This is a genomic window from Pseudomonas sp. AG1028 (assembly GCF_007993955.1).
Taxonomy (GTDB): Bacteria; Pseudomonadota; Gammaproteobacteria; order Pseudomonadales; family Pseudomonadaceae; genus Aquipseudomonas; species Aquipseudomonas straminea.
The window spans coordinates 95,059-113,348 of record NZ_VIVP01000001.1; the positions used below are offsets into that span (position 1 = coordinate 95,059).

The 18,290-nt window shown below is 65.0% G+C and carries 14 protein-coding genes; 7 read left to right on the forward strand and 7 right to left on the reverse strand.

The features are described 5' to 3' along the window. Positions 1-68: 68 nt before the first annotated feature. Together FB481_RS00435 and FB481_RS00445 are read left to right on the forward strand one after the other, a co-directional pair. Complete coding sequence (locus FB481_RS00435; RefSeq protein WP_147174762.1) at positions 69-2,018, forward strand: DNA topoisomerase III; 1,950 nt, start codon at positions 69-71, stop codon at positions 2,016-2,018. 879 nt (positions 2,019-2,897) lie between these two features. Then, positions 2,898-4,310: an amino acid permease gene (locus tag FB481_RS00445; protein ID WP_147174764.1), complete on the forward strand. Its 1,413-nt coding sequence runs from the start codon at positions 2,898-2,900 to the stop codon at positions 4,308-4,310. A gap of 73 nt (positions 4,311-4,383) precedes the next feature. Here the strand turns inward: FB481_RS00445 and FB481_RS00450 are convergent, their stop codons facing one another. Further along, positions 4,384-6,168 (reverse strand): IlvD/Edd family dehydratase, encoded by a 1,785-nt coding sequence (locus tag FB481_RS00450; protein ID WP_147174765.1) that lies wholly within the window; start codon positions 6,166-6,168, stop codon positions 4,384-4,386. A 54-nt stretch (positions 6,169-6,222) separates the two neighbouring features. Then, positions 6,223-7,401: a fumarylacetoacetate hydrolase family protein gene (locus tag FB481_RS00455; RefSeq protein WP_147174766.1), complete on the reverse strand. Its 1,179-nt coding sequence runs from the start codon at positions 7,399-7,401 to the stop codon at positions 6,223-6,225. Positions 7,402-7,783: 382 nt separating this feature from the next. Here FB481_RS00455 and FB481_RS00460 point away from each other — a divergent pair, with 382 nt between their 5' ends. From FB481_RS00460 to FB481_RS00475, 4 genes are all read left to right on the forward strand, one after another. Further along, a complete protein-coding gene (locus tag FB481_RS00460; RefSeq protein ID WP_027909883.1) occupies positions 7,784-8,725 on the forward strand; it encodes a LysR family transcriptional regulator in 942 nt (313 codons plus the stop codon). Between the two features lie 257 nt (positions 8,726-8,982). Continuing rightward, positions 8,983-10,377 (forward strand): MFS transporter, encoded by a 1,395-nt coding sequence (locus FB481_RS00465; RefSeq protein WP_147174767.1) that lies wholly within the window; start codon positions 8,983-8,985, stop codon positions 10,375-10,377. Further along, positions 10,374-11,117 (forward strand): SDR family oxidoreductase, encoded by a 744-nt coding sequence (locus FB481_RS00470; protein WP_093499857.1) that lies wholly within the window; start codon positions 10,374-10,376, stop codon positions 11,115-11,117. The genes FB481_RS00465 and FB481_RS00470 overlap by 4 nt, the downstream gene beginning before the upstream one ends. Before the next feature lie 31 nt (positions 11,118-11,148). Then, positions 11,149-11,997: an ureidoglycolate lyase gene (locus FB481_RS00475; protein ID WP_147174768.1), complete on the forward strand. Its 849-nt coding sequence runs from the start codon at positions 11,149-11,151 to the stop codon at positions 11,995-11,997. Between the two features lie 60 nt (positions 11,998-12,057). On the opposite strand, the gene FB481_RS00480 is transcribed toward FB481_RS00475, so the two are convergent. After that, positions 12,058-13,110 (reverse strand): ABC transporter substrate-binding protein, encoded by a 1,053-nt coding sequence (locus FB481_RS00480; protein WP_147174769.1) that lies wholly within the window; start codon positions 13,108-13,110, stop codon positions 12,058-12,060. A 289-nt stretch (positions 13,111-13,399) separates the two neighbouring features. On the opposite strand from FB481_RS00480, the gene FB481_RS00485 reads away from it, so the two are divergent. Further along, entirely contained in the window at positions 13,400-14,323 is a 924-nt protein-coding gene (locus FB481_RS00485) for a LysR family transcriptional regulator (protein ID WP_147174770.1), read from the forward strand. A 288-nt stretch (positions 14,324-14,611) separates the two neighbouring features. Here the strand turns inward: FB481_RS00485 and argE are convergent, their stop codons facing one another. The 4 genes from argE to FB481_RS00505 are packed head-to-tail and all read right to left on the reverse strand — an operon-like array spanning position 14,612 to position 18,182. After that, positions 14,612-15,775, reverse strand: coding sequence for an acetylornithine deacetylase (argE, locus tag FB481_RS00490; RefSeq protein ID WP_147174771.1), 1,164 nt, complete (start codon positions 15,773-15,775; stop codon positions 14,612-14,614). Next, the gene (locus FB481_RS00495; RefSeq protein ID WP_093499846.1) at positions 15,768-16,445 is read right to left on the reverse strand and encodes a DUF1028 domain-containing protein; all 678 of its coding nucleotides are present in this window, start codon (positions 16,443-16,445) and stop codon (positions 15,768-15,770) included. The genes argE and FB481_RS00495 overlap by 8 nt, the downstream gene beginning before the upstream one ends. A 10-nt stretch (positions 16,446-16,455) precedes the next feature. Continuing rightward, on the reverse strand, positions 16,456-16,881 hold the full coding sequence (locus tag FB481_RS00500) for a RidA family protein (RefSeq protein ID WP_093499844.1): 426 nt from the start codon (positions 16,879-16,881) through the stop codon (positions 16,456-16,458). Then, positions 16,881-18,182, reverse strand: coding sequence for an NAD(P)/FAD-dependent oxidoreductase (locus FB481_RS00505; RefSeq protein ID WP_093499842.1), 1,302 nt, complete (start codon positions 18,180-18,182; stop codon positions 16,881-16,883). The genes FB481_RS00500 and FB481_RS00505 overlap by 1 nt, the downstream gene beginning before the upstream one ends. Positions 18,183-18,290: the final 108 nt, after the last annotated feature.

The window sequence follows — 18,290 nt, forward strand, 5'->3', positions numbered from 1 at the left end:
CGCGGGTGGGCGATTTGTATGGATATACAGTATTCTTGCCCTTGTCCATTTCCTGCTGGCCCTAGCCGATGCGTCTGTTTCTCTGCGAAAAGCCGTCCCAAGCCAAAGACATCGCCTGCGTGCTCGGCGCCACGCGGCGCGGTGACGGCTGCTGGCTGGGCAGCGGCGTGACGGTGACCTGGTGCATCGGCCATCTACTGGAAACGGCGCCGCCGGATGCCTATGACGCACGCTACAAGCGCTGGGTGCTGGACGACCTGCCCATCGTGCCGCAGCAGTGGAAGATGCGCATCAAGCCCAAGACCGCCGCTCAGTTCAAGGCCATCAAGCGCCTGCTCGGCGAGGCCAGCGAACTGGTGATCGCCACCGACGCTGACCGCGAAGGCGAGATGATCGCCCGCGAGCTGCTCGAACATTGCCGCTACCGCGGGCCTATCCAGCGCCTGTGGCTGTCGGCGCTGGACGACACCTCGGTCCGCAAGGCCCTGGCGGCCCTCAAGCCGGGCGCCAGCACCTACAACCTCTATCAGTCGGCGCTCGGTCGCTCGCGGGCTGACTGGCTGATCGGCATGAACATGAGCCGCCTGTTCACCCTGCTGGGGCGCAGGTCCGGTTATCAGGGCGTATTGCCGGTCGGCCGCGTGCAAACGCCGACCCTGCGCCTGGTGGTCGACCGCGACCGCAGCATCGCCGACTTCGTGCCGGTGCCGTTCTGGGCCATCGACGTCACCCTCGATAGCAATGGCACGCCGTTCACCGCTGGGTGGCGCGCGCCCCAGGACGACTGTGACGAGCAGGGCCGCTGCCTCAAGCAAGCGGTTGCCCAGCGCGCCGCCGAGGCCATGCAGGGGGCCGAGCATGCCGTGCTCGAACAGCTCAAGACCGAGCGTATGCGCGAAGCGCCGCCGTTGCTGTTCGATCTCGGTACGCTGCAGCAGGTGTGTTCGAAGAAGCTCGGCCTTGGCGCCCAGGAAACCCTGGACATCGCCCAGAAACTCTACGAGACCGACAAGCTGATCACCTATCCGCGCAGCGATTGCGGCTACCTGCCGCTCAGCCAGCATGCCGAAGCGCCGGCCATTCTCGCCGCACTGGGGCAGGCCGATCCGGGCCTGCGCGAGGTGCTGGCGCATACCCAGGCGCAGCGCCGCTCGCGGGCTTGGAACGATGCCAAGGTCAGCGCGCACCACGGCATCATCCCGACTCTGGCAGCCGGCGGGCTGGCTCGACTGAGTGGCCGGCCGCGCGCGGTCTATGAGCTGATCCGCGCCCGCTACCTGGCGCAGTTCCTGCCCAACCACGAATACGATCGCACCCAGGCGGATTTCGATTGCGCCAGCCACAGCTTGCGCGCGGTCGGCAAGCAGATCGTCGAGCCGGGCTGGAAGCGCGCGCTGCCCGAAGCCCTGGCGCCGAGCAAGGGCCGTGAGGCGCCTGCGCCCCAGGCCTTGCCCGCACTCTATGAAGGCCAGCACTGCGCAGTGCGCGGAGTGACGCTCAAGGATCAATTCACCCAGCCGCCCAAACCATTCACCGAGGGTGATCTGATCCAGGCGATGAAGAACGTTGCGCGGCTGGTCGAAGATCCGCTGCTCAAGCAGAAGCTCAAGGACACCACCGGCATCGGCACCGAAGCCACCCGTGCCGGCATCATTCAGGGCCTGCTCGACCGCGGTTACCTGATCAAGCAGGGCAAGACCCTGGCCGCCACCTCGGCAGCCTTCGGGCTGATCGATGCAGTACCCCGCGCCATCGCCGACCCTGGCACCACGGCGATCTGGGAGCAGGCGCTGGATATGGTGCAGAGCGGCGAGATGCCTTTAGATGAGTTCGTCGCCAAACAGTCGGCCTGGATGAGCAAGCAGATCGAGCGCTGCCGCGGGCTGCAACTGACCATCAGCGGTCCGCCGCCGGGTGGCAGGCCGGCGTGGAAGGGCAAGCGCAAGGGTGCCCCACGTAAGAAAGCTGCCCCGGCCAAGCGTGCAGGTGCTGGCCCCGCAAGGGCCAAGTCGAAGTAAACGACCGATGACTCTCACGCTCCGGCGTGGGAGTGCATGGCTTGGTCGCTCCGCGCTAGCTTTATGGTCGGTTGGATCGCTTGATACTGGACGCGGAGCGTCCTCCGCTGGCGTTCCCACGCGGGCCGTGGGAACGATCTGAGGGGCTTTGCCAGCGGCGCAGGCGCCGGCAGTAGAAAGGCCAAATCGAAGTAGGTAATTGCTGGCGGCGCAGGCATTCCCTTGTCGTTCGGTAGGATGGGTGAAACCCATCAATGGCCGATGGGTTTCACCCATCCTACGACTGTCCTTGTCTCCCTCTGCCATCGCCAGGCAGTGGTAGATGAAATGCCATTCGCCCTTACAACTCAGCCGTTCTTTGGCATCGGCAGGCCAATGTTCGCAATGCCACCCATCTGTTCGTTGCACGAGCAGAGTATTCCCAAATGTAAATTTTCCGTTACCATCCGGCCCCGTTGAATTTAACGAACGGGTTTCATTCGCCTGTGTGGCGGTGGATTTAATGCCGTTAGTGGCTGTCTCTACTGGGATTGCCACCTGCTGGTGGCGCTGGTTTCAGCGGCGAAAGCCGCGCTGAAAAGGGCCTGGTTTCGAGCGAGTTGTGGAGTAAAACGAACATTCAAATCGGTGCGTCGGCGTTTTTGCAGGCAGCACTGCGGCGGTAAATGGCTCGGCAGTCAGGGTTTTTGACGGAGCTTTCTCTGCTTCAACCGGATGGATTTCGGCAAGGAACTGTTGCCCGAGACCGGTTCGCCGGATCCGGAAACGCTCACATGGAATGCGATCACGCAGCGAAGCCTGCTGGCGCGCCGCCTGGCGGTATGCGCAGCGGCCTGGCTTCAACTGTTTCCAGCAAAATCAATAAGAGGTAGTCCTTCTATGGATGCAGTATCCGCCGAACAGGCAAAGCAGGAGCCTGAGAGCAAGCTCAGTGCGTCATTGAAGCCCCGGCACCTCACCATGATGTCGATCGCCGGCGTGATCGGCGGGGCGTTGTTCGTTGGCTCCGGTAGCGTGATCCACAGCGCCGGGCCGGCCGCGGTACTGGCCTATCTGGCAGGCGGCATTCTGGTCGTGCTGATCATGCGCATGCTGGGGGAAATGGCCACCTCGTCACCGGACACCGGCTCGTTCTCCACCTATGCCGAGCGCGCCATCGGCCGCTGGGCCGGCTTCACCATCGGCTGGTTGTACTGGTGGTTCTGGGTCATCCTCATGGCCTGGGAAGCGTACGTGGCGGGCACCATCCTCAATGGCTGGTTCCCGGAGGTCAGCGTCAACGTCTTCGTGCTGGCCGCCACTCTGGTGCTGATCAGCATCAACTTCTTCAACGTCAAGAATTACGGCGAGTTCGAGTTCTGGTTCGCGCTGATCAAGGTGGTGGCGATCATCTGCTTCCTGGCAGTGTGCAGCCTGGCCGTGCTCAGCCTGTGGCCGATGGGCGAGGCGCGCGGCTTCAGCAACCTGACTGCTCAAGGCTTCATGCCCAACGGTATCGAGTCGGTGGTGGTGGCCATCCTCGGCGTGATGTTCGCTTTCCTGGGCGCTGAGATCGTCACCATCGCCGCCTCGGAGGCGAAGGACCCAGCCAATCAGATCGTCAAGGCGACCAACTCGGTGGTCTGGCGTGTGTGCCTGTTCTATATCGGCTCGATCTTCCTGATCGTATGCCTGGTGCCGTGGAATGACCCGATGATGGCGCAGTCCGGCTACGGCTCCTACCGCCGCACCCTGGAACTGCTGGGCATTCCCTACGCCGAGCTGGTGATGAACTTCGTGGTGCTGACCTCGGTGAGCAGCTGCATGATATCGGCGCACTACACCGCCTCGCGCATGCTGTTCTCGCTGTCTACCCGTGGCGACGCGCCGCGCTTCCTGAAGATCACCCGTACCGGAACCGGCGTGCCGGTGTTCGCGATCATCGCCTCCTGCTCGGTGGCCATCTTCGTGGCGCTGATCAACTTCAGTGAAACCCTGCGCCCGAAAGACGTGCTCGACACACTGATGAACACCACCGGCATGATCGCCCTTTTGGTGTACCTGGTGATCGCTTTCTCGCAGCTGCGCATGCGCCGCAAGCTGGAAGCCGAGGGCAAGGACATCCGCCTGAAAATGTGGCTGTTCCCCTGGCTGACCTACCTGGTGATCCTGTTCATCATCGGCTCCCTGGTGACCATGGCGTTCGTCGAGGAGTATCAGGTGCTGGTCATCTCCACTGGTGCGGCAGCGGCTGTGGTGGTTGCGCTGGGTGTGCTGGTTCATAAACGCGCAGCGAAGAAGCTCGCGAACTGACCGCAAACCGGTGATCGAAAAAAGGGGCGTACCTGCGAAGGCGCGCCCCTTTTTTGTTTCGGTCGAAAGGCCCTCAGTGTGAGTGCCGCGGCATGCCGCCGCTGCGCGCGATGATGCGCATGTGCAGGGTGGCCGGCTCCAGACAGCCGCCGGTGGAGAGCTGGCCGACCAGCTGGCGGTACAGCTCCTGCCAGGGTGTTTGCGAGGCCGGGTAGCTGGGCTTCCAGGCGGCGCGGCGACGCTGCATCTCCTCGTCGTCGATCAGCAGGTTCACCGAGCGGGCGTTGAGGTCGACGCGCAGCACGTCGTTGGTCTGCAGCAGCGCCAGGCCGCCGCCGACCGCCGCTTCCGGCGACATGTTGAGGATCGACGGGCTGGCCGAGGTGCCGCTCTGCCGGCCATCGCCCAGGCAGGGCAGGGAGGTTACTCCCTGTTTGATCAGTGCCGCCGGCGGGTCCATGTTGACCACCTCGGCACTTCCCGGATAACCGACCGGCCCAGCGCCACGTACGACCAGAATGCAGCGCTCGTCGATATCCAGCGCCGGGTCGTTGATGCGCGCGTGGTAGTCCTCGGGGCCTTCGAAGACGATGGCCCGCGCTTCGAAGCAGTTCTCCTTGCCAGGCTCGGCCAGGTAAGTCTTGCGGAAGGCTTCGCCGACCACCGACATCTTCATGATCGCGCTATCGAAGAAGTTGCCGCTGAGCACGATGAAACCGGCGCTGTGCTTGAGTGGCTCGTCGTAGGGCAGGATCACGTCGCGGTTGCCGGTCACTTTGTCGGCAACGATCTCGCCAATGCGCCGGCCGCTGACCGTCATGCAGCCCTCGTGCAGGCGCCCGGCCTTCTGCAGCTCGTGCATCACCGCCGGCACGCCGCCTGCGTGGTGGAAGCCCTCGCCCAGGTACTTGCCGGCCGGCATGCAGTTGACCAGCAGCGGCACGCTCTCGCCGATGCGCTGCCAGTCGTCGAGGCTCAGTTCGATGCCCATGTGCCGGGCGATGGCGATCAGGTGCGGCGGGCAGTTGCTCGAGGCGCCGAGGGCCGAGGCCACGGCGATTGCGTTCTCGAAGGCTTCGCGGGTCATGATCTGCGAAGGGCGCACGTCCTGCATCACCAGCTCGCAGATGCGCTTGCCGGTGGCATAGGCCATCTGCCCGCGTTCGCGGTAGGGCGCGGGAATGCTGGCGCAGCCGGTCAGCGACATGCCCAGTGCTTCGGCCAGGGCGTTCATCGACAGGGCCGTGCCCATGGTGTTGCAGTGGCCCACCGACGGCGAGGCGGCGGTGGTCATTTCCATGAAGCCTTCGTAGTCGATCTCGCCCGCGGCCATCAATTTGCGCGCGTGCCAGAGCACGGTGCCCGAGCCGATCAGCTCGCCCTTGTGGTGTCCGTCGAGCATCGGCCCGCCGGACAGCACGATGGCCGGCAGGTCGGTAGTGGCCGCGGCCATCAGGCAGGCCGGGGTGGTCTTGTCGCAGCCGGTGGTCAGCACCACGCCGTCGAGCGGGTAGCCGTGGAGAATTTCCACCAGGCCCAGGTAGGCGAGGTTACGATCCAGGGCTGCGGTGGGGCGACGGCTCTGCTCGGCGATCGGGTGCACCGGAAATTCCATGGGAATGCCGCCAGCATCGCGAATGCCGGCCTTGACCCGCTGGGCCAGCTCCAGGTGATGGCGGTTGCAGGGCGTCAGGTCGCTGCCGGTCTGGGCGATGCCGATGATCGGCCGGCCCGACTGCAGCTCGGCGCGGGTCAGCCCGTAGTTCATGTAGCGCTCGACGTAGATTGCGGTCATGTCGGCGTGGTCGGGATCGTCGAACCACTGCTGACTGCGCAGCGGGCGTTTGGGGTCGGTCATGATTCGTTTCTCTTGTTCTTGAATGAGTCGCGTGGCGCTGGAATACGGCGAGGTTTAGCCCAGCAGGCCGCGGGCGCTGAGGTTCTTTATCAGCGCGGTGATGCCAAAGGTCCAGGGGGCGGCCTTGTCGCTGGTGGTTACCTGGTTGTGCAGGGCGCCGAGGCGCGGGCTGCTGATGCTCACGCGGTCGCCGATTTTATGGGTAAAGCCGCTGCCGGGGTGGTCGCGGTCCTCGGTGGGCGCGAACAGGGTGCCGAGAAATAGCAGGAAGCCGTCAGGGTACTGATGTGAGGCATTGAGTGTCTGGCTCGCCAGGTTCTGCGGGTCGCGGCTGATCTGGTCCATGGAGCTGGAGCCGGTGAGCCGGTAGCCGTCGGTGCCTTCAACCTGCAGCTCGACCACGCAGTTGCGCACTGTATCGAGGTCGAAGTGTTCGTCGAACAGGCGAATGAACGGGCCGATGGCGCAGGAGGCGTTGTTGTCCTTGGCCTTACTGAGTAGCAGCGCGCTGCGGCCTTCCACATCGCGCAGGTTGACGTCGTTGCCCAGGGTCGCACCGTGTATTTGCCCACGGCTGTTGACCGCCAGCACCACTTCCGGCTCCGGGTTGTTCCATTGCGAGATCGGGTGGATGCCGATCTCGCTGGCGCTGCCCACGGCGGCCAGAATCGGCGCCTTGGTGAAGATCTCCGCGTCCGGGCCGATGCCGACTTCCAGGTACTGCGACCACATGTTCTGCTCGATCAGCAGCTCCTTGAGGCGCATCGCCTGGGGCGAGCCGGGCTGCACGGCGCGCAGGTTGTCGCCGATGGCCTCACGCACGATGGCTCGTACGCTCTGCGCCTTGGCGGCGTCGCCAGCGGCTTTTTCCTCGATCACCCGCTCGATCATGCTGGCGGCGAAGGTCACCCCGGCGGCCTTGATCACCTGCAGGTCGGCGGGCGCCAGCAGATACGCCTGGCTCTGGTCGGCGTGGGCGCCGGTGTTGGCCAGCAGCGCCTCGATGCTGCCGACGAAGGTGCCGGGCGTGTCGCGCACCGCCTGCAGCGGATCATCGAGTTCCAGCAACTGGCTGAGGGTGGCGAAGCGCGCGGACAGATCGAACACGCCGTCGGCGCGCAGCACGATGGGTGAAGGGCCGGCAATGGCGCCGGGAACCCAGGCGCGGCCGATCAGCGTGGCCGTGGCGGCGTCGGCGGGCAGGGTGTTTTCAGGGGTCAGGCGGATCGACATGGCGATGAATTCCGGGGTGCATGAAAGCTGGACGCTAGGGTCTGTTGAGGTTTCAACGCGAGCCGCGTTGCCGCGAGAAATCTCGCCAGGCTAGGCGGAGGACGCAGGGAATGGTTGTTCCCTTGCCAAGTCCTCCAACAACGCATGGCGAGATTTCTCGCGCAACCCGCAGGGCCGGGCCCGTTTTTGCGCGATGCTGCGTTACTCGATGGCTCATTTGGCCCACCAAACTTCGCATCTCGTGCCTTGCCTCGCGCAAAAACGGGCTCCGGCGCGGCCGTGCGTGAAACTTCAACAGACCCTAGGCGGCGATGTGGATAAACTCCAATGGCATATTTTCAATTATCAATAACCTGCCGTTATTGAATGCCTGGAGCTGCCCATGTCGGATCTGTCGTTCTCGAGCTTCTGCAACTGGCTGAAATTCCGCCACCTGACGCTCCTCGACACCCTGGGTCGCACCCGCAACATGCATCTGGCGGCGCAGCAGATGAACCTCAGCCAGCCAGCCTTGAGCAAGATGCTCAAGGAGATCGAGAGCCTGCTCGGCTTCGCCGTGTTCGAGCGCCTGCCGCGCAGCATGCAGCCCACGCCGCTGGGCGCCCAGGTGCTGCGTTACGCTCACCTGGCGCTCAATGACGCACGCACCTTCGTCGAGCAGATCAACAACCTCAGCGCTGGCGGCCATGGTCACCTCAAGGTCGGCGGCATCTTCGCCGCCACGGCGGTGGCGCTGCCCGAGGCCATCGTGCAGATCAAGCAGCGCTGGCCACTGCTGGCCATCGAAGTAGTCGAGCAGACCAGTGACCACCTGATGGAAATGTTGGAGGAGCGCAACCTGGATCTGGCCATCGGCCGCTTCACCGAGCAGAGCCAGCAGCAGCGCTATGACTTCCAGCCGCTGGCGCCGGAGCCGTTCTGCATCGTGGTCAACAGCCGTCACCCGCTGTGCGAGGCCGGGCCCATGACCCTGGAGCAACTGGTGACCTGGCCGTGGATTCTCTATCCCAAGGGCACGCCGATCCGTGGGCGCATGGAGGAAGTGTTCGCCAAGGCCCGGGTGGAGGTGCCGCGCAACACCATCGAAACCATCTCCATGCAGACCTTCCTCAAGGTGCTGCAGGGCGGGCCGATGATCGGCATGTTGCCCGAGGCCATGGTGCTGGAGCACCTGGGCAGCGGTCTGCTCAAGAAGCTCGACACGCCGTTCTACCTGATGCCCCAGGACTACGGAATTCTCACCCGCAAGGGCGATCAGCTGCTGGGCCCGGCCCGGGAATTCGCTGACATCCTGCTCGCCAATGCGCAGCGCGAGCGTGACTGATTCGATAACGCAACGTTATCGATTAATCAGCAAATGCCATTGGGATTGAATCGATCCGCGGCATAGATTACCGGCCATCGCCACTGCGGTCGGGCACGCACCCGACCGTCGAGCCCGGCACGGCAAGCTGCCGGGTGGCCCATCCACCGTCAGGGAGCCTCACCGCTGTAATCACTGCTGTGTCGCCAGGCGCCGCCCGGCGAAGCCCATTTCAATAAAAACAATCAGGCATGCGCGCATGCCCAAGGGTCACCACCATGCAACCACGTACCGAGCAATCGGCCGCGCCAGCACGCGACCACGACAGTTCCTTCGAGGACCGCACCTACCGCAAGGTCATCCTGCGCATCCTGCCCATCCTGCTGCTGTGCTACATGGCGGCCTATCTCGACCGGGTCAATATCGGCTTCGCCAAGCTGGACATGCTCGAAGACCTGCAGTTCAGCAACACCGTCTACGCCCTGGGCGCGAGCATGTTCTTCTGGGGCTATTTCCTGTTCGAAGTGCCGAGCAACCTGTTGTTGCACCGCCTCGGCGCGCGCTTCTGGATCGCCCGCATCATGTTCACCTGGGCACTGGTTTCGATGGCCGTGGCCTTCACCGTGCCGCTGGCGCAGTTCTTCGGTATCCAGTCGAGCACCATGTTTTACACCCTGCGTTTTTTGCTCGGCATCTGTGAAGCCGGCTTCTTCCCGGGCGTGATCCTCTACCTCAACTACTGGTTCCCGACCCACCGGCAGAGCCGCGTGATGTCCGGCTTCCTGCTGGCGCTGCCGATCAGTCTGGTTATCGGCGGCATGCTCTCTGGCTGGCTGATGACCGCCATGCAGGGCGTGCACGGGCTGTCCGGCTGGCAGTGGATGCTGCTGATCGAAGGCCTGCCGTCGATCGTCATGGCCGTCGTGGTGATCGTCTGCCTGTGCGACAACATCGACAAGGCCAAGTGGCTGTCCACCGCCGAGAAGACTCTGCTCAAGGCCAACCTGCAGCAGGACAGCACCGGCAAGGCCTCGCGCCTCAGCGAAGCCTTCCTCAACCCGCGCGTGTGGCTGCTGGTGCTGATTCTGTTGACTTTCAACACCGGCTTCTACGGCCTGGCGTTCTGGATGCCGTCGATCATCAAGAGCGCCGGTATCACCAGCAGCCTGCACATCGGCCTGCTGACCGCCATTCCCTACGGCGTGGCCGCGGTGGCGATGCTGCTCAACGCACGGCATTCCAACCGCACCGGCGAGCGCCGTCTGCATGCCGCGATTCCTGCCTTCATCGGCGGTGTCGGGCTGATGCTCAGCGCCTACTTCGCCCACAACATCGTGCTCTCGGTGCTGTTCCTGAGCGTCGCCGCCTCCGGCATCCTCAGCCTGATGCCGATCTACTGGACGCTGCCCGGCACCGTGCTGTCCGGCATCGCGGCAGCGGCCGGCATCGGCATCATCAACTCGTTCGGCAACCTGTCCGGCTTCACCGGCTCGATGATCACCGCCATGGCGGAAACCATGACCGGCGACATCAACAACGGCACCTACGTGCTGGCCGCCTGCCTGTTCGTCAGCGGCGCGCTGATCATGGCCATCCCGCGCAGCATGCTCGGCACGCCCAGCCGCACGCCGGTCGCCACGCTCACCGGCAGCCTGACTCTGGAGAAAGCATGAACGAGCTGCACGGCAAACGCGTGCTGATCACCGCCGCTGGCCAGGGTATCGGCCTGGCCAGCGCCCGGGCCTTCGTGGCCGCGGGTGCCGAGGTGATCGCCACCGACATCGCGATCGGCGCACTGCAGGATGAGCCGGGCCTTACCGCCCTGCAGCTGGACGTCACCTCGCCCGAGGCCATCGCCGCGCTCAGCGAGCAGGTCGGTGCGGTGGACGTGCTGTTCAACTGCGCCGGCTACGTCCACGCCGGCAGCATCCTGGACTGCGACGAGGCGGCGTGGGAGCGCTCGCTGCAGCTCAACGTCACCGCCATGTACCGGATGATTCGCGCCACGCTGCCGGGCATGTTGGCCCGGGGCGGCGGCTCGATCATCAACATGGCCTCCGTGGCGTCGAGCATCAAGGGCGTGCCCAACCGCTGCGCCTACACCGCCAGCAAGGCCGCGGTGGTCGGCCTGACCAAGTCGGTGGCCGCCGATTACATCGCCCAGGGCATTCGCTGCAATGCCATCTGCCCGGGCACCGTGGAGTCGCCCTCGCTGCGCGCACGTATCGCCGAACAGGCGGCGCTGCAGGGCGTGGCCGAGGAGCAGGTGTACGGCCAGTTCGTCGCCCGCCAGCCCATGGGCCGCCTCGGCAGCGCCGAGGAAATTGCTCGGCTGGTGCTTTATCTCGGCTCCGATGCGTCTTCCTATACCACCGGTGCGCTGCATGTGATCGATGGCGGCATGAGCATCTGAGCTACGTCTTGAACCTGAACAAGGACCCCACATGAAACTGCTACGTTACGGCGCCAAGGGCGCAGAGAAGCCAGGCCTGCTGGACGCTGACAACCAGATTCGTGACCTCTCCGGGCATGTGGCCGATATCGCCGGCGACGTGCTGACGCCTGCGGGCCTCGCCGCGCTGTCGAAGATCGATGTGGCCAGCCTGCCAGTCGTGACCGGCAACCCGCGCATTGGCGCCTGCGTCGGCCAGGTCGGCAAGTTCGTGTGCATCGGCCTCAACTACGCCGACCATGCCGCCGAATCGGGGATGGACGTGCCAGAGGAGCCGATCATCTTCAACAAGTGGACCAGCGCCATCTGTGGCCCCAATGACGCCGTCGAGATTCCCCGCGGCTCGACCAAGACCGACTGGGAAGTGGAACTGGGCGTGGTGATCGGCAAGGGCGGGCGATACATCGACGAGGCCAACGCCATGGACCATGTCGCCGGCTATTGCGTGATCAACGACGTGTCCGAGCGTGAGTGGCAGCTCGAGCGCGGCGGCAGCTGGGACAAGGGCAAGGGTTTCGACACCTTCGGCCCGCTCGGCCCTTGGCTGGTGACCCGCGACGAAATCGCCGACCCGCACAATCTGGACATGTGGCTGGAGGTCGACGGTCATCGTTACCAGCAGGGCAACACGCGCACGCTGATCTTCAACGTACCGCAACTGATCGCCTACCTGAGCCGCTGCATGAGCCTGCAGCCGGGCGACGTGATTTCCACCGGCACGCCACCGGGCGTGGGCCTGGGCATCAAGCCCAACCCGGTGTTCCTGCGCGCCGGGCAGACCATCCGGCTGGGTATCGCCGGGCTGGGTGAACAGCAGCAGGTCACGGTGCAGGCTGACTGAGCCTGAGACCAAAAAAAGGGGCCGCGAGGCCCCTTTCTTTTTGGCGACTCAGGCTGAGGCTTAGCGCGCCGCCCAGGCGTTGAATCGTTCCTCCAGCTCCTCGCCATGGTCGATCCAGAACTCGGCATTCACCAGCTGCGCGCCAGCCATGTTGGCCTCGGCGGTCGGCAGTTGTGCCTGCACGTCGGCCGGCAGTTGCGGCAGCGTCTCCTTGTGCACCGGACCGTAGGGGATCTGGCTGGAGAACACCTTCTGGGTGTCGGCCTGGCTGGCGAACTTGATGAAGCGCTCGGCCAGGGCCTTGTTCGGGCTACCCTTGACGATGGCCCAGTGCTCGGGATCGTACAGGCTGCCGTTCCAGGAGATCTTCAAGTTGGCGCCTTCCTTCTGGGCCACGCCGATACGGCCGTTGTAGGCAGCGGACAGCGTCACGTCACCGGCCAGCAGCCACTGCGGCGGTTGCGCGCCGGCTTCCCACCACTGGATCGAACCCTTGATGGCGTCCAGCTTCTTGAAGGCGCGGTCGACACCTTCCTTAGTGCCCAGAACCTTGTAGAGGTCCTCGCGGCTCACGCCGTCGGCCAGCAGGGCGGCTTCCAGGGTGTACTTGGCGCTCTTGCGCAAGCCGCGCTTGCCGGGGAATTTCTCCAGATCCCAGAAATCTGCCCAGGAAGTGGGTGCGGTTTTCAGTTTTTCGCCGTTGTAGGCCATCACCATCGACCACACATAGGTGGCCACGCCGCACTCGCTCACGGTGCCGGGAATGTACTGGTTGGCATCGCCGAGAATGGCCGGGTCGATGCGCTCGAACAGGCCCTCTTCGCAGCCGCGCTGCAGCTCCGGACTTTCCACCTCGACCACATCCCAGGTCACCTGGCCGACATCGACCATGGCTTTGACCTTGGACAGTTCGCCGTTGTACTCGCCGGCCACCACGCGGGCGGCGCCGCTCTGCTCGAAGGGTTTGAAGTAGGCGGCGGTCTGCGCGACCTTGGTGGCGCCGCCGAAGGAGATCACCGTGAGGCTGTCGGCGGCCAGCGCCGCGTTGCTGGCACCAGCCAGCAGGGACAGACCGATGGCGGTGCGGATGGATGGACGCAAGTGCTTGAACATGGAAACTCCCTCGCTGTTTTTTCGTTTTAGTTGGAACAGGGGCAGTAGGGCCGAAGCGGCGAAGCTGCGCGTTGTGTCACGCGTCAGCAGAATCTTTGTTGTTGTGCCGCCCTGAGTGCGGGCTGGGCGGGAACTGTCGTTCAGGTGAGGGCCATGGTGCGTCAGTCCGGCGCGCAGGAAAATTAGTAAAAATATGCTCGGGACTTACGAAAAACCTTTGCAAGGCAGAGCCCCGCCAGGGCGCCGTGTTGGAGTAAGGTGCAGGCAGTAACTGCAGCGAGATCGACACGTGGCTTCCTATACCCTGCGGCAACTCAAGTACTTCGTCACCACGGTGGAGGCGGGCAGCGTGGCCGAGGCGTCGCGCCAGCTGTACATCGCCCAGCCGTCCATTTCCACGGCCATCAAGGGGCTGGAAGAAAGCTTCGGCGTGCAGCTGTTCATCCGTCATCACGCCCAGGGCGTGTCGCTGACGCCCAGCGGCGCACGCTTCTACGAGAAGGCCCAGCAACTGCTGCGCATGGCCCGCGAGTTCGAACAGAACGCCCTGGCCGACAACGATATCGTCGCTGGGCAGATCGACATCGGTTGCTTCGAAACCGTCGCGCCGCTGTACCTGCCGCAACTGATCGCCGGCTTTCGCGAGCGTTACCCCGGCGTGGACATCCGCATTCGCGATGGCGAGCAGCAGGAGCTGGTGCAGGGCCTGACCGCTGGCTCGTTCGACCTGGCGTTTCTCTACGAGCACGACCTCGACGGCACCATCGCCACCGAGCCGCTGATGCCACCGCAGAAACCCTACGTGCTGCTGCCCGAGCAGCACCGCTTCGCCGGCCAGGCCCAGGTGTCGCTGCGCGACCTGTGCCTGGAGCCGATGATCCTGCTCGACGTGCAACCCAGCCGAACCTACTTCGTCAGCCTGTTTCACGAACTGGGGCTGACGCCCAATATCGTCTTCAGCTCACCGTCCATCGAAATGGTGCGCGGCATGGTCGGCCAGGGCTTCGGCTTCTCCCTGCTGGTCACCAAGCCGCACTCCGAATGCACCTACGATGGCAAGCGCGTGGTCACTGTGGACATCGCCGAGCCGGTGGCCACCTCCGGGCTGGTGGCGGCGCGCCTCAAACGCGGGCAACTGACCAAACCGGCGCAGCTGTTCGTGGATTTTTGCCGGGAGCGGTTGGGCGAACTGAGCGAGCAAGCTGCGCAATAGGGCGGTGCTCGGGTAGCTCGGGTCGAGCGCAGCGACACCCGGGAAAATGTCCTGGGTATCGCGTTGCTCAACCCAGGCTACCGGTGGTGTTCAGCAGTGTTGATGGGTTTCACCCATCCTACGAGCTACTCATATCAGCATCTACACCTGTGGGAGCGGGCCATGCCCGCGATTTTTTCGCGCGCATGGCGCGCTCCCACATTGGTCGTAGCCTGGGTCGAGCGCAGCGACACCCAGGGAACATGCCCCGGGTATCGCGTTGCTCAACATCGGGCTACAGGTTGCGGTTCAGCCCGGGTCGCAGAGGTAATCCGCCAAGCGCTGGAGCAGCGCATCGCAACCATGCAGCTGTTCCAGGCTGACGAACTCGTCGGGCTTGTGGCCCTGGTCCATGCTGCCGGGGCCGCAGACTACGGTGGGGATGCCGGCACCGTCGAACAGGCCGCCTTCGGTGCCGAAGGCCACGGTGCCGAAGTCGCTCGAGCCGCAGAGCCTGGCCAGCAAGCGAGCCGCTTCGCTGTCGGGCGGTGTGGCGAGGCCCGGGTAGGCGCTCAGGGGGTGCAGGCGGATATCGCTGGCGGCGCTCACCGCCTGCATCTTCGGCAGCAATTGCTCGGCGGCGTAGCGCTGCAGCTCGTCCGGAACGCGCTGGGCGTCGAAGCCCGGCAGTGCGCGCACCTCGAAATCGAATTCGCATTCGGCCGGCACGATGTTCAGGGCGCGGCCGCCCTTGATCACGCCGGTCTGCACGGTGGAGAAGGGCGGATCGAAGCGCGCATCGTGGTGCTCGGGCTGGGCCAGGCGTGCGCCGATTTCGCCCAGGTGGCCGATCAGCCGCGCCGCGTATTCGATGGCGTTCACGCCGTAGGGCGCGTAGGCCGAGTGACAGGCCGCGCCGTGCACTTCACAACGCATCGCCAGCTTGCCTTTGTGGCCGAGTACCGGCTTGAGTTCGGTCGGCTCGCCGATCAGGCACAGGGTGGGTTTGTGCGGGCGTTTTTCCAGCTCGGCGAGCATCGAGCGCACGCCCAGGCAGCCGACTTCCTCGTCATAGGAAAACGCCAGGTGCACCGGCACCTGCAGCGGGCGTTGCACGAGGCTCGGTACCGCGGCCAGCACGCAGGCGATGAAGCCTTTCATGTCGGCAGTGCCGCGGCCGTACAGGCGCCCGTCATGTTCGCTCAACTGGAACGGTTCGACCGTCCAGGCCTGGCCGTCGACCGGCACCACGTCGGTATGGCCGGACAGCACCACGCCGCCGCGATCCTGCGGGCCGATGGTGGCGAACAGGTTGGCCTTGGTGCCTTCGGCGTTATGGAACAGCTCGCTGTCCACGCCAAAGCCCGCCAGGTACTCGCGGATGAATTCGATCAGCTCCAGGTTGGAATCACGGCTGACCGTGGCAAAGCCGATCAGCCGCTCGAGCAGGGCGCGGCTGGTTGGCTCATTCATCGCCCGGCACTCCGTAGCTTGGCGCCGCCGTCGGGTCGAGGGCGCGGGTCAGGTAATCCTGCATCTGCGGCCGGTAGGCCTGCCACAGACCGTCGAGCTGGCCGATGGGGTCTTCGTCCGCCCAATCGACCCGCAGGTCGATGATCGGCCACACCAGGTCGCCCACCACCTTGAGCGCCGCCGAGTGCACCGGGCCGGCCTCGCCGCCGGCGGCCATCGCCCCGTGCATGGCGGCGAGCAGGCGGTCGGCCAGTTGCCCGCTGGCGTTCTTGAAGGCCTCGACCATGGCCTGGATCACCGCCTCGCTCGCCAGCAGATTGCCGGCTGCCACGCACTGCTCGCCGGCCACCGCGTTGTACAGGCCCAGCGCTTCCTTGCCGCTGAACAGGGCGGTGCGGCCCTGGCTGTCGATCACCGTCACCTGGCGATACTGGCTCCAGCCATTGGCGCCGAGGGCGCGCTGCAAGGCGTCGCCTGGCTCCAATGCCTGCTGCTCGAGCAGATCGAGAATCTGCGGGCCGAGGGCTGGCAGGGTGACGTTCTGGGTGGCCACCGCACCGACGCCGGCACGCAGCCAGGGGCAGCGCGCGCCGACGGCGATGCTCGACGAGCTGATGGCGATGCCCAGCTGGCCGGTTTCCGGGCAGCGTCCGACGATGGAAAAGGTCATGCACGCCTCCTTATTGGGCTGGCCAGTCGTCCGGGATCACCGCGATCACGTCGATCTCCATCAGCCACTGCGGCTGGCCGAGGGCCGAGACCACCAGCCCGGTGGAAATCGGGAACACGCCCTTGAGCCATTTGCCGACCTCCTTGTACACCGGCTCGCGGTAGCGCGGGTCGATGATGTAGGTGGTGGTCTTGACGATATGGGACAGGTCGCTGCCGGCTTCTTCGAGCAACTGCTTGAGGTTCTTCATCGCCTGCTCGGTCTGCGCCTGCGGGTCGCCGAGGCCGACCAGGTTGCCGTCGAAGTCGGTGCCGACCTGGCCGCGTACGTACACCGTGTTGCCGGCGCGCACGGCCTGGCAGAGGTCGTTGTCCAGGGTTTGGTTGGGGTAGGTGTCCTTGGTGTTGAACATGCGGATACGGGTATGGGTGGGCATCACTTGACTCCCTGCAGGCGGGTGACGGGGGCTGCGGCCTGGCGCTGCTCGGCATCGCGGTAGGCGGTGTATTTGCGCTGCGTGGCGATGTGGTCGGCGACGTGCTTGGCGTCGTGCCATACGCCCCAGATGAACGACGAGCCACGGCGCGACAGCCACGGCAGGCCGAGGAAATAGATGCCCGGCTCGCGGGACACGCCGCGCTGGTGCTGGGGCTTGCCGTTGGCATCGAAGGTGTCGGCTTCCAGCCAGCTGAAGTCGGTAGCGAAGCCGGTCGCCCAGATGATCGACGTCACGCCGGCCGCGATCAGGTCCAGCTCGCGCAGCGGCTCGTTCATACACGCGGGATCGGTCGGGATGATGCGCGCTTCGGGTTCCTCCGGCAGGTCGAGGCCGTTGCGTTTCACGTAGGCGTCCGCCGCATCGAGCAGCGCCAGATAGTTCTCGTCACCGCGGCGGATGTTGTCGGCCAGATCGTCGGCGAACTGCACCACGCCGTTGTCGAACGAGCGGGTCAGGCCGACCAGCGTCATGCCCTGGTGAGCCAGGCGGCGGAAGTCGATGGTCTTGCCGCCATAGGCGCCGCTGACCGCGATGGTCACGTGCTCGCGGCCGGCTTTCGGCGTCTCCTGGTCCCACTCGCCAAGCACGCCCAGCCACCAGCAGAAGTCCCGGTTGCGGTAGCTGCGTGGCGGCCGGTCATGGGCGCCGACGGACAGGTAAACCTGACGGCCAGACTGCATCAGCTCATCGGCGATCTGCGTGCCCGAGGAGCCGGCGCCCACCACCAGCACGGCGCCGGCGGGCAGTTGCTGCGGGTTGCGGTACTCGGCGGAATGGATCTGCGTGAGGCGTTCATCCTGCGGGGCGATGGCCGGAATCACCGGGCGCTGGAAGGGGCCGGTGGCGGCCACCACGCGATTGGCTTCGATCACGCCTTCGGAGGTTTCCACGGTAAAGCCGGGGCGATTGGCGTTGCGGCGAACCTTGTGCACTTCCACGCCGGTGTGGATCGGCGCATTGAAGCTGCGCGCATAGGCTTCGAAGTAGGCCGCCACCTGTTCCTTGCCTGGAAAGGCGTCGTCGTCGATGTCGAACTCCAGCCCGGGGAAGCGGTCGTGCCAGGCCGGGCCGTTGGCGACCAGCGAATCCCAGCGCATGGTGCGCCAGCGCTCGGCGATGCGTTCGCGTTCCAGCACCAGGTGCGGCACGCCGAGTTTGGTCAGGTGCTCGCTCATCGCCACGCCGGCCTGGCCGGCGCCCACCACCAGGGTGTCTGTTCGGGTTGTTTCAACAGCCATCGTTGCGTCCCTCTGAAGGAGGCCCGGCGCCCATGCACAGGGATGGCCCTGGCCGGCACGAGCCGTTCGTGCGTTGAGGCCATTGTGTTCAGAGGTGGGGGATAGCGA